At 58.6% G+C, this 13,482-nt stretch carries 14 protein-coding genes and 4 tRNA genes; 15 read left to right on the top strand and 3 right to left on the bottom strand.

The features are described from left to right. Window positions 1-13: 13 nt before the first annotated feature. The 6 genes from A6070_RS14280 (at window position 14) to A6070_RS14250 (ending at window position 6,485) form a co-directional block, all read left to right on the top strand. Window positions 14-688: a UbiX family flavin prenyltransferase gene (locus tag A6070_RS14280; RefSeq protein WP_072502109.1), complete on the top strand. Its 675-nt coding sequence runs from the start codon at window positions 14-16 to the stop codon at window positions 686-688. Continuing rightward, window positions 633-1,721, top strand: coding sequence for an aminofutalosine synthase MqnE (mqnE, locus tag A6070_RS14275; RefSeq protein ID WP_145926378.1), 1,089 nt, complete (start codon window positions 633-635; stop codon window positions 1,719-1,721). The genes A6070_RS14280 and mqnE overlap by 56 nt, the downstream gene beginning before the upstream one ends. Beyond that, window positions 1,715-2,782, top strand: a complete 1,068-nt coding sequence (gene mqnC, locus A6070_RS14270; RefSeq protein WP_083558543.1) for a cyclic dehypoxanthinyl futalosine synthase — start codon at window positions 1,715-1,717, stop codon at window positions 2,780-2,782. The genes mqnE and mqnC overlap by 7 nt, the downstream gene beginning before the upstream one ends. Window positions 2,783-3,110: 328 nt before the next feature. After that, the gene (hisC, locus tag A6070_RS14260; protein WP_072286380.1) at window positions 3,111-4,154 is read left to right on the top strand and encodes a histidinol-phosphate transaminase; all 1,044 of its coding nucleotides are present in this window, start codon (window positions 3,111-3,113) and stop codon (window positions 4,152-4,154) included. Between the two features lie 11 nt (window positions 4,155-4,165). Next, the gene (gene mutY, locus A6070_RS14255) at window positions 4,166-5,224 is read left to right on the top strand and encodes an A/G-specific adenine glycosylase (protein WP_072286379.1); all 1,059 of its coding nucleotides are present in this window, start codon (window positions 4,166-4,168) and stop codon (window positions 5,222-5,224) included. 133 nt (window positions 5,225-5,357) lie between these two features. Further along, window positions 5,358-6,485, top strand: a complete 1,128-nt coding sequence (locus A6070_RS14250; RefSeq protein WP_072286378.1) for a ribonuclease D — start codon at window positions 5,358-5,360, stop codon at window positions 6,483-6,485. A gap of 202 nt (window positions 6,486-6,687) precedes the next feature. Here A6070_RS14250 and A6070_RS14245 read toward each other — a convergent pair whose 3' ends face one another. Continuing rightward, on the bottom strand, window positions 6,688-8,094 hold the full coding sequence (locus tag A6070_RS14245; protein WP_072286377.1) for a class II fumarate hydratase: 1,407 nt from the start codon (window positions 8,092-8,094) through the stop codon (window positions 6,688-6,690). A 162-nt stretch (window positions 8,095-8,256) separates the two neighbouring features. On the opposite strand from A6070_RS14245, the gene A6070_RS14240 reads away from it, so the two are divergent. The 8 genes from A6070_RS14240 (at window position 8,257) to A6070_RS16365 (ending at window position 11,624) form a co-directional block, all read left to right on the top strand. Beyond that, window positions 8,257-8,865, top strand: coding sequence for an HD domain-containing protein (locus A6070_RS14240; RefSeq protein ID WP_072286376.1), 609 nt, complete (start codon window positions 8,257-8,259; stop codon window positions 8,863-8,865). A gap of 76 nt (window positions 8,866-8,941) precedes the next feature. Next, window positions 8,942-10,213, top strand: coding sequence for a serine--tRNA ligase (serS, locus tag A6070_RS14235; RefSeq protein ID WP_072286375.1), 1,272 nt, complete (start codon window positions 8,942-8,944; stop codon window positions 10,211-10,213). A 17-nt stretch (window positions 10,214-10,230) separates the two neighbouring features. Next, window positions 10,231-10,316: transfer RNA gene (locus A6070_RS14230), tRNA-Ser, on the top strand. A gap of 241 nt (window positions 10,317-10,557) precedes the next feature. Continuing rightward, window positions 10,558-10,651: transfer RNA gene (locus A6070_RS14225), tRNA-Ser, on the top strand. Between the two features lie 86 nt (window positions 10,652-10,737). Then, window positions 10,738-10,814: transfer RNA gene (locus A6070_RS14220), tRNA-Arg, on the top strand. Beyond that, on the top strand, window positions 10,804-11,355 hold the full coding sequence (gene tadA, locus A6070_RS14215; protein WP_327191997.1) for a tRNA adenosine(34) deaminase TadA: 552 nt from the start codon (window positions 10,804-10,806) through the stop codon (window positions 11,353-11,355). The genes A6070_RS14220 and tadA overlap by 11 nt, the downstream gene beginning before the upstream one ends. Window positions 11,356-11,366: 11 nt before the next feature. Continuing rightward, window positions 11,367-11,454, top strand: a tRNA-Ser gene (locus A6070_RS14210). Window positions 11,455-11,492: 38 nt separating this feature from the next. Continuing rightward, on the top strand, window positions 11,493-11,624 hold the full coding sequence (locus A6070_RS16365) for a hypothetical protein (RefSeq protein WP_268807512.1): 132 nt from the start codon (window positions 11,493-11,495) through the stop codon (window positions 11,622-11,624). A 6-nt stretch (window positions 11,625-11,630) separates the two neighbouring features. On the opposite strand, the gene rnk is transcribed toward A6070_RS16365, so the two are convergent. Next, window positions 11,631-12,047 (bottom strand): nucleoside diphosphate kinase regulator, encoded by a 417-nt coding sequence (gene rnk, locus A6070_RS14205; RefSeq protein ID WP_072286373.1) that lies wholly within the window; start codon window positions 12,045-12,047, stop codon window positions 11,631-11,633. Between the two features lie 97 nt (window positions 12,048-12,144). Beyond that, complete coding sequence (locus A6070_RS16360; protein ID WP_268807511.1) at window positions 12,145-12,273, bottom strand: hypothetical protein; 129 nt, start codon at window positions 12,271-12,273, stop codon at window positions 12,145-12,147. 764 nt (window positions 12,274-13,037) lie between these two features. Here A6070_RS16360 and A6070_RS14200 point away from each other — a divergent pair. Beyond that, complete coding sequence (locus A6070_RS14200; RefSeq protein ID WP_407058572.1) at window positions 13,038-13,256, top strand: hexameric tyrosine-coordinated heme protein; 219 nt, start codon at window positions 13,038-13,040, stop codon at window positions 13,254-13,256. Window positions 13,257-13,482 lie beyond the last annotated feature (226 nt).

The following is a 13,482-nucleotide window of genomic DNA, read 5'->3' as shown; positions in this document are numbered from 1 at the left end:
CACGGATGTTTCCATGGAAGGGGTTGTTTATATGCGGCAGATCCTTGTGGCCATAACCGGTGCTTCCGGCGCAGTGTACGGACTGCGGCTGGTTGAAGAACTGCTGGCGTCGCAATACCGTGTAACCCTGCTTTTGAGCCGCTCGGGAAGGCAGGTGGTGAAGCATGAAACCGGTCTCGATTGGCAGGGCAGCGTTGAAGAACGGCGGGAAAAAATGCGCAGGCATTTCGGTTGCGGCGAAGCCCTTGAGCATTACGATGAAAACGACATGTTCGCACCGCCTGCCAGCGGCTCCGCCGCACCGATGGCGATGGTGGTCATGCCCTGTTCCATGGGGACGGTCGGACGCCTGGCGGCCGGTATCAGCGGCAACCTCATCGAGCGTTCTGCCGACGTCGCTCTCAAGGAGGGGCACACGCTGCTGCTGGTGCCTCGCGAAACGCCGCTGTCGACCATCCATCTGCGTAACCTGCTGCACCTGTCCCGTGCCGGGGCGCGTATTGTGCCGGCGATGCCGGCCTTTTACGGGCAACCGCAAAGTATGGCGGAGCTGATCGATTTTATGGTCGGCAAGGTGCTCGACGGTCTCGGCATCGGTCACCGGTTGTTCCGGCGCTGGGGGATGACGCATCATGATGTCTCTGCCCGAAATCGCGGCAAAAGTCGATGCCGGCATGCGTCTCGGTGAAGCCGAGGCCGGTTTTTTGTTGCAGTGCCCGGATTTGCTGGCCGTTGGCCGATTGGCGGCTCTGGCCAACCATCGAATGCACGGCAACAGGGTGTACTTCAATGTCAACCGGCATATCAATTACACCAACCTGTGCGTGAACCGCTGTGCTTTCTGTGCCTTCCGGCGCGATGAAGGGGACGTGGACGGTTATAGTCTTGACCTCGAGGAAGTTGCGGCGCGGGCCGCAGCCGCAGCGGCCGCAGGAGCGACCGAGGTGCACGTGGTGGGAGGGCTGCATCCGCACCTGCCGCTGGAATTTTACGAAGAGATGCTGCGTACCATTCACAAGTCCGGCCCGGGTCTGCATATCAAGGCCTTTACCGCTGTGGAACTCGCGCATTTCGCTACCGTTGCGCAATTGCCGCTGGAAGAGGTTATCGACCGTCTGCGGGCGGCGGGGCTGCAATCCCTGCCCGGCGGCGGTGCCGAGATCTTTGCCGAACGGGCCAGGTTGCAACTCTGTCCGGAAAAAATTTCAGGCGATCGCTGGCTGGAGGTTATGGGCATGGTCCATCGGTCCGGCCTGCGTTCCAATGCCACCATGCTGTTTGGTCACCTGGAGACACCCGCCGAACGCATCGGGCATATGGCCCGCCTGCGCGCCCTGCAGGACGAAACGGGCGGATTCCAGGCCTTTGTGGCTTTGCCGTTTCAGGACAGGGCGACGCGGCTCGACGGGGTGCGGGGTCCGGGCGGGGTGGATATCCTCAAAACCCTGGCGGTGGCACGGCTGTTTCTCGACAATATTCCTCATATCAAGGCGTACTGGGTGATGCTTGGTGTCAAACTGGCCCAGGTGTCCCTCGCGTTTGGCGTCAACGATCTGGACGGCACGGTAGTGGAGGAGCAGATCGGCCACCGGGCCGGCGCCGTTTCGCCCCAGGCCTTGAGCCGGGAGGGCCTGGTGCGGCTGATCCGCAAAGCCGGCCGTATCCCGGTGGAGCGCGACAGCCTGTACCGGGAACTGAAGCGGGAGCCGGACGCATGTTGAAGACCATTGCCGGGAAGCTCGAAAGCGGCCGGGAACTCAATTGCCAGGACGCCCTGTTTCTGTTGCGCCGGGCCGACTTGTTGGAGGCAGGGCGGCTGGCCGCCGCCATGCGCCGCCGGTTGCATCCGCAGGGTCGCGTAACTTTTGTTGTCGACCGCAATGTCAATTACACCAACATTTGCGTGACCGGCTGCCGCTTCTGCGCCTTTTACCGGAAACCGGATCATGCCGATGCCTATCTGCTTTCCCACCAGGAGATACTCGACAAGGTTGCCGAACTGGCGGCCTCTGGCGGTACCCAGTTGCTGTTGCAGGGCGGCCTGCATCCCGAGTTGCGTATCGCGTGGTTCGAGGAGCTGTTTCGCAGCCTGCGGCGACATTTTCCGCAGGTGCAGATCCATTCCCTGTCCCCCGCGGAGGTAGTTCACCTGGCGGCGCAGTCGGAGTTGTCGGTGGAGACCTGCCTGCTGCGGCTGAAGGCGGCTGGCCTGGCCTCTCTGCCGGGCGGCGGCGCCGAGATTCTGGTCGACCGGGTGCGCCGGCGCGTCTCGCCGGACAAGATCAGCTGGCGCGTCTGGGTCGGGGTTATGGAAACGGCCCACCGTCTGGGCCTGCCGGGAACCGCGACCATGGTGTTCGGTATTGGAGAAACGGATGAAGACCTTGTTACTCACCTGTTGCGGGTTCGCGCTCTGCAGCAGCGTACCGGCGGCTTCAGCGCTTTTATCCCCTGGTCCTACCAGCCCGGCAATACCGAGCTCGGCGGCGAGCAAGCCACCGGCATGGACTACCTGCGGGTGCTGGCCGTTTCCCGTCTGGTGCTGCACAACATCCCCAATCTCCAGGCCAGCTGGGTCACCCAGGGCGGCAAAATGGCGCAGGTGGCGCTGTTCTTCGGCGCCAACGACCTGGGCGGCACCATGCTTGAGGAGAACGTCGTTGCCGCCGCTGGCGCCCGTTTTCGCCTCGACCGGGAGGAATTGCTCGCCCTGATACGGGAGGCCGGATTTATCCCGGCCCGGCGCACCACGGGCTACGACATTCTCGAAGAATACTTCTGAGGTCCGAGGTCCGAGGCCCGAGGCCCGAGGCCTGAGGTTCAAGGTTCAAGGTTCGAGGTTCGAGGTTCAAGGTTCAAGGTTCAAGGTTCAAGGTTCAAGGTTCAAGGTTCAAGGTTCAAGGTTCGAGGTTCGAGGTTCGAGGTTCGAGGTTCGAGGTTCGAGGTTCGAGGTTCGAGGTTCGAGGTTCGCGTAATGCGGGAGTGCAAAGTGGAAGGTTGAAAACTATCCTGATCTGCAAGTGACGGATGACAACGTCATTCTTGCACCCTCCCGCATTTTCCTATAGGTTATCGGTTTCGGATACTCATCTTACCCGGCAGGAGACCTCATGATTCCCTTGCGCAGAAATATCGCTGAAATGGCCGGCTACGTGCCCGGGTTTCAGCCCCGTGACGAGCATCGGTATATCAAGCTCAATACCAATGAAAATCCTTATCCGCCGTCGCCGAAGGTCATCGAAGCGATTCTCGCCGAAGTCGGCGACAATCTGCGCAAGTACCCCGATGCGGCCAGCCGCGCCGGTTGCGAGCAGGCTGCGCGCCTGTATGGTTTTGACCCCGATTGGGTCATCATGGCCAACGGTTCGGATGAGGTGCTCAATAATCTGATTCGTGCGTTTGCCAGCGAGGGAGACGAGATAGCCTACGTTCATCCGTCTTATTCCTATTACAGCACGCTGGCTGAAGTGCAGGGCGCCAGGGTGCGGACTTTTTTGCTCGATGAGGGATGGGCGCTGAAGGATTTCCCCGCGCGCTATGCCGGCAAACTGTTCTTTCTGGCCAATCCAAACGCGCCGCTGGGTTTCTGTTACCCTCAGGAGTTCATCGAGGCGTTGGCCGGGCGGATCGACGGGGTTCTGGTGATCGATGAAGCTTATGCCGATTTTGCCAGAGAGAATTCTCTGGACCTGGTGCGGCGTCTGCCCAACGTGGTGGTGACGCGTACCTTTTCCAAGAGCTATTCGCTGGCCGGCATGCGGCTGGGGATGGCCATCGCCCGACCGGAAGTGATCGCCGCACTGAACAAGATCCGCGACCACTACAATCTCGACCGGCTGGCGCAGGCGGCCTGTGTGGCGGCCCTCGCCGACCAGGACTATTTCCGCCAGTGTGTAACCAGAATCCGCGAAACCCGCGATTGGTTCTCCGCCGAGCTGCGGGTGCTGGGCTGGGAAGTGATTCCGTCCCATGGCAACTTCGTCTTTGCCACGCCGCCGGACCGCGATGCCAAGCGGATTTATGACAGCCTGTTCGAGCGGCGCATTCTGGTGCGTTATTTCAGCGATCCGATACTGTCCCACGGGCTGCGTATTTCCATCGGAACCCGCGAGGATATGGAAAAGACCCTGACGGCACTGGCCGAAATCGGTTGAGAAGGGCCGCTATGCAGCAATTGCCCTGGGCCGCGGAGGAGGTGGGCCAGCGTCTGCTGGCCTGGTACGGGACCCATGGCCGCCATCTGCCATGGCGCAGCACCCGCGATCCGTACCGCATCTGGCTGTCGGAAATCATGCTGCAGCAGACCGGGGTGACGACGGTAGTTCCCTACTACGAGAAATTTCTGGCGGCTTTCCCGGAGGTGCAGGCACTGGCTGCCGCATCCTTCGATCAGGTGCTGGAACTGTGGGCCGGGCTTGGCTATTACCGTCGCGCCCGGCACCTGCACGAGGCCGCGCGCAAGGTGGTCGCCGATTTCGGTGGACGGTTTCCGGAACAGCTCGAAGCCGTCATGGCTTTGCCAGGCGTTGGGCGCTCGACCGCTGGTGCCATCGTTTCCATCGCTTTTGATCGCAAGGCGCCGATTCTGGATGGCAATGTGCGGCGCGTGCTGTGCCGGTTGCTGGCCCTGCGGGGAAATCCCCGCTCCGGCCCGGTGGAAAAACAGCTCTGGCACTGGGCCGAAGTCTTCACCCCCGAGCACCATCCCCATGATTACGCTCAGGCCATCATGGACCTGGGGGCAACGGTCTGCATGCCGCGTTATCCCCGTTGCGAGACCTGCCCGCTGTCCGGCTTGTGCCAGGCTTTCTGGCGGGGTGAGCAGGATAACTTCCCCGAACGGGGAGAACGCAGAACCGTGCCGCTGGTGCAACAGGTGGCCCTGCTGATCGATTGCGGCGGGCGCTATCTGGTGCAGAAACGCCCCCTTGACGGAATGCTCGGCGGATTGTGGGAATTTCCGTCGGCCGCCGTGCCCGAGGGACGCACGGCCGACGAGGCGGCCCGACGGCTGATGGCTACTGAGGGGCTGGCTGGCGAGCCGGAACCGGCGGGAGCGATACGCCATGCCTACAGTCACTTTCGCGTGGAATTGTCTGTGTTTGCCTGTCGGGGGAGCGTCGGGACAATGGTTGCCGATGCGGAGCGCCGTTGGGTTACGCCGCGGCAACTTGCCGACCTGCCGCTGCACGGTTCACATAAAAAGGCCCTTGGTTTGCTTTGAGGGAAAAGCCTCTGGCATTATCGATTTCGCAGGATCCCCATGCCGCGCAAGTTTTGCCGGGCATCTGACCCATGGGGCCGGCAGGGCCGTCTGGCGCACAGCGCTGATTCACACAAACTACCAAGGAGTTTTCATGTCGTTGCCCCCCATCCTGACGGATGACGCGGCCATAGTCCGGCTGGTGCGGGACCTGCGGTCGGAACCTGTCATAGCCGTCGATCTCGAAGCGGACTCCCTGCATTCCTACCAGGAAAAGGTCTGTCTGCTGCAGATCTCCACCCCGACGCGGACGGTGCTGGTCGACCCGTTGGCCGTAAAAGACCTGTCGCCTTTGGCGCCGGTTCTTGCCGATCCCGCCATTGGCAAGATTTTCCACGCCGCGGATTACGATATTCGCTGCCTGTACCGCGATTTCGGCATGGAGGTTCGCGGTCTCTTCGACACCATGATCGCCAGCCAGATGCTCGGCGAGGAGCGTGTCGGCCTGGCCGACGTGCTGGCCAAACACCTCGACATTCATCTGGACAAGCGTTATCAGCGTGCCGACTGGTCCCAGCGCCCTCTCGAGGAAGGCATGGTCCGCTATGCCATGGAGGATACCTGTCATCTGCATCGTTTGGCGGCAATCCTCGAACAGCGGCTGCGGCAGATGGGGCGACTGAACTGGGCCGAGGAGGAATTTGCCCTGCTCGAACAGGTACGCCCTTCCGAAAACAGCGGCCCGCTGTTTTTACGGGTCAAGGGGGCGGGGTTGCTGGATCGCAGGCAACTCGCCGCGCTGGAGGAGCTGCTGCAGTGGCGCGACGGGGAAGCCTGCCGCCGCGACCGTCCCCCATTCAAAATCATCGGCAACAAGACACTGCTCGGATTTGCCCAGCGGCTGCCGCGCAATCTGCAGGATGCGGAAGGAATCGAAGGCTTTTCGGCCCGGCTGGCGGAGCGTTACGGTCGGGTGCTGCTGGGGGCGGTAGGCAAGGCCCTGGATATGCCCAGGGAACAGTGGCCGGTTTATCCGCGGGGCGAGCGCCGTGAGCGTGACCCTGCCCTGGAGGAGCGGCTCAAAAAACTGAAAACCGTGCGTGCCGACATGGCCGGCCAGCTTGCCATGGATCCCGGCATTCTGGTTAACAATGCACAGCTGGAAGCCCTGGCAAAAGAATGCCCGGTCAATGCGGCGCAGCTCGGTGAGTTGGGGATTCTCAAAAACTGGCAGCGGGAAGCTCTCGGCGATCAGCTTCTGGGAGCACTGATCACGACATGACAGGGGGGCAGGCGGCCGCTCTTGCCGCGGCGCTGTCCACAGCTGTTGAAAAGCCTGATGTGCCGGATTGAAGGCGTTTGGCGGGTTTTTCGAAGGTCGCGCGCGCGACGATTCACAGGCAATCCACAGGTTGCGGCGCGGCGTCGAGAACGGCCGGACAGGAAAGCCGCGGCCGCCCTCGACGTGGGGTCGAAAAGACCGGTCAGCGGGTCTTGCCCGGGATGCCTGCCTCGGTCATGGGGCGCGGGTCGAGGATGCGGGCCAGTTTCTCTTCTGGCAGCACCTGCTGCTCCATGGCGATTTCCCGCACCGTGCGGCCGCTGGCATAAGCCTGCTTGGCGATGTCCGCCGCCCGGTCGTAGCCGATGACCGGGGCCAGCGCCGTGCACATGGCCAGGCTCTGCTCCACCAGCGATTCGCAACGCCCGCGGTCGGCTTCCAGTCCGGTCAGGCAGCGCTTCGTGAACTCGGTGGCGGCGGCGGCCAGCAGGGCAATGGATTGCAGCAGGTTGTGGGCCATGAGGGGCATCATGACATTCAGCTCGAAGTTGCCGGACAAACCTCCCAGGGTGATGGCCGCATCGTTGCCGACCACCTGACCGCAGACCTGCATCAGGCTTTCGGCCATGACCGGGTTGACCTTGCCCGGCATGATCGAGCTGCCCGGCTGCACCGGTGGCAGCAACAGCTCACCGATGCCGCAGCGCGGTCCGCTGCCGAGCAGGCGGATGTCGTTGGCGATCTTGAACAGGGCGCAGGCGGTGCGTTTCAGGGCGCCGCTGGCTTCAACCAGCGCATCCTTGGCTGCCTGAGCCTCGAAGTGGTTGCTAGCTTCACGGAAGGCAAGTCCGGTTTCGTCCGCGATAGCCGCGATGACGCGAGAGGCGAATCGCGGGTGCGTGTTGAGGCCGGTGCCGACGGCGGTGCCGCCCAGGGCCAGCTCCAGCAGGTTCTCTGCGGCGTTTTCGATGCTGCGGATGGCCAGCGCCAGTTGCCGGGCATAGCCTGAAAAGACCTGGCCCAGCCGCACCGGCGTGGCATCCTGCAGGTGGGTGCGGCCGATTTTGATAATGTCGTTGAAGGCCAGGGCTTTTTCACCGAGGGCTTCCTGCATGCTGAACAGTGCCTTGACCAGGGTGGCGCGGGTTTCCAGCGCCGTGGCAATGTGGATGGCGGTCGGGATGACGTCATTGCTCGACTGGCCGAGGTTAACATGATCGTTGGGGTGTACCGCCCTTGATCCGACCGCCTTGCCCAGAATCTGCGCGGCGCGGTTGGCAATGACTTCGTTGGCATTCATGTTGGTGCTGGTGCCCGATCCGGTCTGAAAGATATCCAGCACGAAGTGTTCATCCAGTTCGCCGTTTATGACCTCGTCGGCGGCCTGCATGATGGCTTTGGCGCGTTGTTCGTCGAGCATGCCCAGTTCCAGATTGGCCTGGGCGGCATAGCGTTTGATGAGGCCCAGGGCGCGGATAAAAGGGCGCGAAAAACGCTGGCCGGAAATGGGGAAATTCACCAGTGCCCGTGCCGTCTGCGCACCGTAGAGGGCCGACGCGGGAACTTCCATGGTGCCCATGGAATCCTTTTCAATTCTCGTCGCAGTCATTATTATTGTCTCCATTGCAAGGCAGTCGTAACCGTAGCAGAACGGGATAGTGGCAATTTTGATGTTGAGAATAGACAACCGTTCGCAGTCTGTCAACGCTTGCGCCGCATCGCACACGGCTGCGTCCCGGTACCTGAAAAGCCATTTCAAGACAGGACCCCTATGAAGAATCTGGCACATTTCTTTTTTGAAGTCGGCATGCTCAAACGAACCCCCCGCACCGGATTTCAGTTTCTCGGTTCCGGCGCCGAATCGGTTGCAGAACATTCCTTTCGCACCGCGGTGATCGGATTCAGTCTGGCGCGTCTCGACGGACAGGCGGATGTCGGGCGGGTATTGCAGTTGTGCCTGTTTCACGATGTCCCCGAAGCGCGCCTCGGTGATCTCAATTATGTAAACAAGAAATATGTCCAGGCCAACGAGCAGGCCGCTGTCGATGATCTGGCGGCGAACCTGCCTTTTGGTGAAGAATACCGCCGGACCCTGGCGGAATTTTCCAATTGCCAGACGCGCGAGGCCCTTCTGGCTCATGATGCCGATCAGCTAGAAATGATCCTGGCCCTCAAAGAGTACAAGGATCTCGGCAATCGATACGCCGATGAATGGTACCCGTTTGCCGTGCGGCGCCTCAAAACCGACCTGGCGCGCAAACTGGCCGGGGATATCTGGTGCACCGATTCGACGCGCTGGTGGTTCGACGGCGATAGCGACTGGTGGGTCAATGGCCGCCACGGCGCAAATGCGGTTGACTGCCCTGATGATAAGTGCTAGATAAAAAGGCCCTTGCCGGGTGTTTTATCCGGAGCCTCCGGATGCACACTACCTTCGCCGATAGCGGGAGAGTCCCATGCTGGATCTGAAATTTGTGCGTGAAAATTTTGCTGAAGCCGAAACTCGGCTCGCAACCCGGGGCGGTGCCGTCGATCTGTCCACCTTTTCCGATCTGGATGCCCGTCGGCGCAATCTGCTGGGAGAGAGCGAAGCCCTCAAGGCCGAGAAGAACCAGGTATCGGCTCTTATCGGCAAAACCAGGGACAAGAGCCAGGTGCAGGGCGAGATCGCGCGCATGAAGGACGTGTCGGTGCGCATCAAGGATCTGGATGACGAGCTCAAACAGGTCGAAGACGAGTTGCGCAATCTGCTCATGACCCTGCCCAACCTGCCCCATGAGGAATGTCCCGTAGGGGCTTCCGAGGATGACAACGTCGAGGTCAGACGCTGGGGACAGTTGCCCGTATTCGATTTCGAGCCCCAGGCTCACTGGGATATCGGCGAACGGCTCGGCATTCTCGATTTCGAGCGGGCCGGCAAACTGACCGGCGCCCGCTTTGCTCTGTACAAAGGAGCCGGAGCGCGCCTGGAACGGGCGCTGATCAATTTCATGCTCGACCTGCACACCTGCGAGCACAAATATGTTGAAATTCTGCCGCCCTTTATGGTAAACAGGGACACCATGACGGGGACGGGACAACTCCCCAAGTTTGAGAGCGATCTTTTTCATCTGGACGATCCCGATTTTTTCCTGATCCCGACCGCCGAAGTGCCGGTGACCAATATTCACCGCGACGAGATTCTGGCGGATGGCGAACTGCCCCTGTGCTACGCGGCCTACACGCCCTGTTTCCGCAAGGAGGCCGGTTCCCACGGTCGCGATACCCGCGGACTGATCCGCCAGCACCAGTTCAACAAGGTCGAGCTGGTCAAGTTTGTACGCCCCGAAGACTCGGATCGGGAGCTGCTCAAGTTGCTGGACAATGCCGAAGAAGTCTTGCGCCGTCTGAATCTGCCCTATCGGGTGGTTGACCTGTGCACTGGCGATATCGGATTCTCTGCAGCGCGGACCTTCGATATCGAAGTGTGGTTGCCGGGCCAGCAGACTTACAGGGAGATATCTTCCTGTTCGAATTTTCGTGAATTTCAGGCCCGTCGCGCGGCAATTCGCTTCCGTCGCGAAGAAAAGGGCAAGCCTGAGTTGGTGCACACCCTCAACGGTTCCGGCTTGGCCGTGGGTCGCACGGTGGTAGCGATACTGGAAAATTACCAGCAACAGGACGGTTCGGTGCTTATACCCGAGGCGTTGCGCCCCTACATGGGCGGCATGGAAAGAATTGCCGGATAAGGTTGGACTCGATCCACGGAGGAGTGGCCGAGTGGTTTAAGGCGGCGGTCTTGAAAACCGTTGTGCGAAAGCACCGTGGGTTCGAATCCTACCTCCTCCGCCAAAACAATACCGCAAAGAATTACAAGGATTCGAAGCGGAGCGAGCGCTGACCCAATGTCAGAAAAGCGGACAGGACGTCCGCGTCAGCGAGTGCAGGGGAGCCTACGCAGGAGCCCGCGTGATGTGGGTGACAGAGTGGGCGAATCCTACCTCCTCCGCCATATAAACATAGTATAAGATCGTTGTATGGGATGGCATATCCCACACGGCAGCTCAATAGAGCGTAATCGAAGAAGCAATACGGAGAGGTGGCCGAGTCGGCTGAAGGCGCTCGCCTGCTAAGCGAGTGTACGGGGTAAACCCGTACCGAGGGTTCGAATCCCTCCCTCTCCGCCATTTAATATGCCAAAAAAATAATGCCGACATGGTAAAAAAAGTTGACAAACAAAGCCAAATCGGCGATAAAAGCACCTCTTGAACACGCGCCACTAGCTCAGCTGGATAGAGCGTCTGACTACGGATCAGAAGGCCGGGAGTTCGAATCTCTCGTGGCGCGCCATTTAACAAATACCGACCCCGTGGATCTTGATCACGAGCAAGACAGGGGCTTTATGCAAGAGGCCCTGGTGGAGGCCTCAACCGCCGCAAGGCTGGGTGAGGTTCCCGTCGGGGCTGTTGTCGTTAAGGACGGCGAAATTATCGGGCGCGGGCACAACCTGCGGGAAACCAGCAACGATCCCACCACCCACGCCGAGATGATCGCCATCCGGCAGGCGGCCGCGGCGCTCGGCTCCTGGCGGCTGATTGGTTGTACCATGTATGTAACACTGGAACCCTGTGTTATGTGCATGGGAGCCATCATCCTGGCCCGCATTCCGCGATTGGTGTTCGGCTGTCGCGACCCGCGCGTCGGCGCCGTCGGTTCGGTTTTCGATTTTTCGCAGGACGAGCGTTTCAATCATCGGGTCGCGGTTACCGAAGGCGTACTTAAACAGCAATGCGGCGAGATGCTGAGCGGTTTTTTTCGGCAATTGCGGGCCGAAAAAAAGCAGCGCAGGCAACAGGACGCCGAAGGCGATCCGTTCAATCCCGAAAAGTAGCAACAAATAGCGGAGGGGTGTCCGAGAGGTCGAAGGTGACAGACTCGAAATCTGTTGTACCGCAAGGTACCGTGGGTTCGAATCCCACCCCCTCCGCCATTTTTATAGCAAAGGCCCGGCCGTTAACGGCTGGGCCTTTGCTTTTTTTGTTCCTGGAATTGCCGCTCAAGCTTTACGACAATCTGCACTTCTTCCTCACTCTGGTCAAGCACGGGGTGGCCGACAAACTCAACCCTCATCCATCCCGCTTCGCAGCTTTTTCCGCATAAACCCGTCTACAAGTGATAATCCCCCGCTGCTTCCGGCTGATAAATTATCTCCTCGATTCGAATGGTTTTATTGCCGGCACGAACTTTCCATTCAATAACATCTCCCACGGTGTAGCCGAGCAACGCTGTTCCTATTTGCGAGGTTACTGAAATTCGGCCTTCGGAAAAATTGGCCTTATTGGGAAAAACCAGGGTTGTAATCGTCTCCTGGCCGGTGTCCAGGTCCCTGAATCTGATCCGGGAGTTGAGGGTGACGACATTGGACGGGACCTCCCTTTGGTCGACGATTTTGCATTTGTCCAACTCCTCCTCAAGGCTGTTCAAATCGTCTCGGTCACGGACGCCACTGCGTTTCATGCCATCGATCAGTTCTTCGAGTTTCTCGTAGTCTGTTTCGGTGATATAGATCATTCTCTTTTTCATGATGGTTTCTCCATAAGTAAAAGTGTTTTGCTGGTTACTGAAAATTTGATTGGAGGCCAGGATCCAGATGAACGATTCGACAAAACCTGAAGGGACTTCAGTCCCCGGAGACGAAAATAATCCGCAGGATGCCGATGCTGGCCGCGAGAATGCGAGCAAGAAAAACCAGAATTGGAGCCACCAACATGGACAGAAGCCCCTGTTCCGGCGTTGGTTCGGCCAACATTGCGCTTTCCTTTATAAAGTGCAGACACAAAGAAAAAGGCCACAGACTGTGAAAGTCTGTGGCCTGGCGAAAATGAGTCTTGGGAAAAATGAACGCTAGATCAAAATAATGCAGCGCGCCCCAAGTTGCCCACTGCCGGCCTGCAGTGCGCTAAGGGGGTGGATGTAAATATAAGTTTCTTTTTCCGCATAATATTCAGTTTCATGCTACAATGATATCAGAACCGCATGGTGTTTTCAATATGATTAAAATGAAGGAAAGGGGGTCCGTTTAATACAGGACCTTCCGAGTTTACATCGCACGGTACCGTGGGAATCCTCCCGCTCTGTTTTTTCCGATCTTCTTTTCTGGAACGGATTTCGAAGACGCATCGAGACTCGATTTCGAGATGGCACTGGACCGGTTGCTTATCGCTTTTATTCTGATAGTTTTAATGGCAGCAAGCCCCTGTCAACCGTTGACTGTCAACAGTCCCTTGTCTTCTCTTCGCGGCGGATTCCGACCACCGGCAGAGTGAGAGTGGTGGTTGACTGGTGATGTTTATAGCGGCGAATGATTGCCCGGGGCGCGGGATGGTGTTGATGACGTCTTGGAAATATTGAAGATAAATTCTGCCAGCACCACACTGCATAAACTCAAAGGAGAATGCCATGAAAATTAATGGAACGGTTATTTTTCTTGTCTTTGGTTTTTTAATTGTAACGACTGCATTGGCAGCGCAATCCAGCGACTCTCAAGCCACGGCAAAAAAAGAAGAGACCCCCTTGACCTTGATAACAAAAACACCTGAAGAAGGATTTCAACTTGCTGTGAAACTTTCCAGGAAAGGAGTAACCACAACACAAAAAGACAAAAATGTTCTATTTATGCTTAGAGAGGTCTATTCACGAGATCCTGATGCCTTGATCGCATGTTCGCAGGTAATAGCTATCAATTTTCAGACGGTTGCGGCAGCAAACAACTATTGGCGTGATCAAAAATAAAGAATATTTACAAAAAATAACTTTTTTAGTCCGCTTCAGGTCATCTTGAATCTTGGGGCGTAGTTTATGAAAAGAGATAGACTCGTATCCATCCGGAAACTCCGGATGGATACATCGTGGTTTTCATATGGGAAACGAGCTATTTTTCGTTGTGGCAAGGAAATCAAGGGGTTGCGAGGAGGCGTACATCGGTACGCCGCACAAGCAAGCCTGCGGATTGACGCCG

The sequence above is a fragment of the Syntrophotalea acetylenica genome (assembly GCF_001888165.1).
GTDB lineage: Bacteria > Desulfobacterota > Desulfuromonadia > Desulfuromonadales > Syntrophotaleaceae > Syntrophotalea > Syntrophotalea acetylenica.
This window is presented reverse-complemented; position numbering and strand designations above follow the sequence as displayed.

Excerpts from the sequence above, each read along its gene's own strand:
- A6070_RS14250 (WP_072286378.1), top strand. The coding sequence starts at position 5,358 with ATGTCGTTGCCCCCCATCCTGACGGATGACGCGGCCATAGTCCGGCTG.
- A6070_RS16360 (WP_268807511.1), bottom strand. The coding sequence starts at position 12,273 with ATGTTGGCCGAACCAACGCCGGAACAGGGGCTTCTGTCCATGTTGGTG.
- A6070_RS14280 (WP_072502109.1), top strand. The coding sequence starts at position 14 with ATGGAAGGGGTTGTTTATATGCGGCAGATCCTTGTGGCCATAACCGGT.
- rnk (WP_072286373.1), bottom strand. The coding sequence starts at position 12,047 with ATGAAAAAGAGAATGATCTATATCACCGAAACAGACTACGAGAAACTC.
- serS (WP_072286375.1), top strand. The coding sequence starts at position 8,942 with ATGCTGGATCTGAAATTTGTGCGTGAAAATTTTGCTGAAGCCGAAACT.
- A6070_RS14240 (WP_072286376.1), top strand. The coding sequence starts at position 8,257 with ATGAAGAATCTGGCACATTTCTTTTTTGAAGTCGGCATGCTCAAACGA.
- A6070_RS14245 (WP_072286377.1), bottom strand. The coding sequence starts at position 8,094 with ATGACTGCGACGAGAATTGAAAAGGATTCCATGGGCACCATGGAAGTT.
- hisC (WP_072286380.1), top strand. The coding sequence starts at position 3,111 with ATGATTCCCTTGCGCAGAAATATCGCTGAAATGGCCGGCTACGTGCCC.
- mqnC (WP_083558543.1), top strand. The coding sequence starts at position 1,715 with ATGTTGAAGACCATTGCCGGGAAGCTCGAAAGCGGCCGGGAACTCAAT.
- mqnE (WP_145926378.1), top strand. The coding sequence starts at position 633 with ATGATGTCTCTGCCCGAAATCGCGGCAAAAGTCGATGCCGGCATGCGT.
- mutY (WP_072286379.1), top strand. The coding sequence starts at position 4,166 with ATGCAGCAATTGCCCTGGGCCGCGGAGGAGGTGGGCCAGCGTCTGCTG.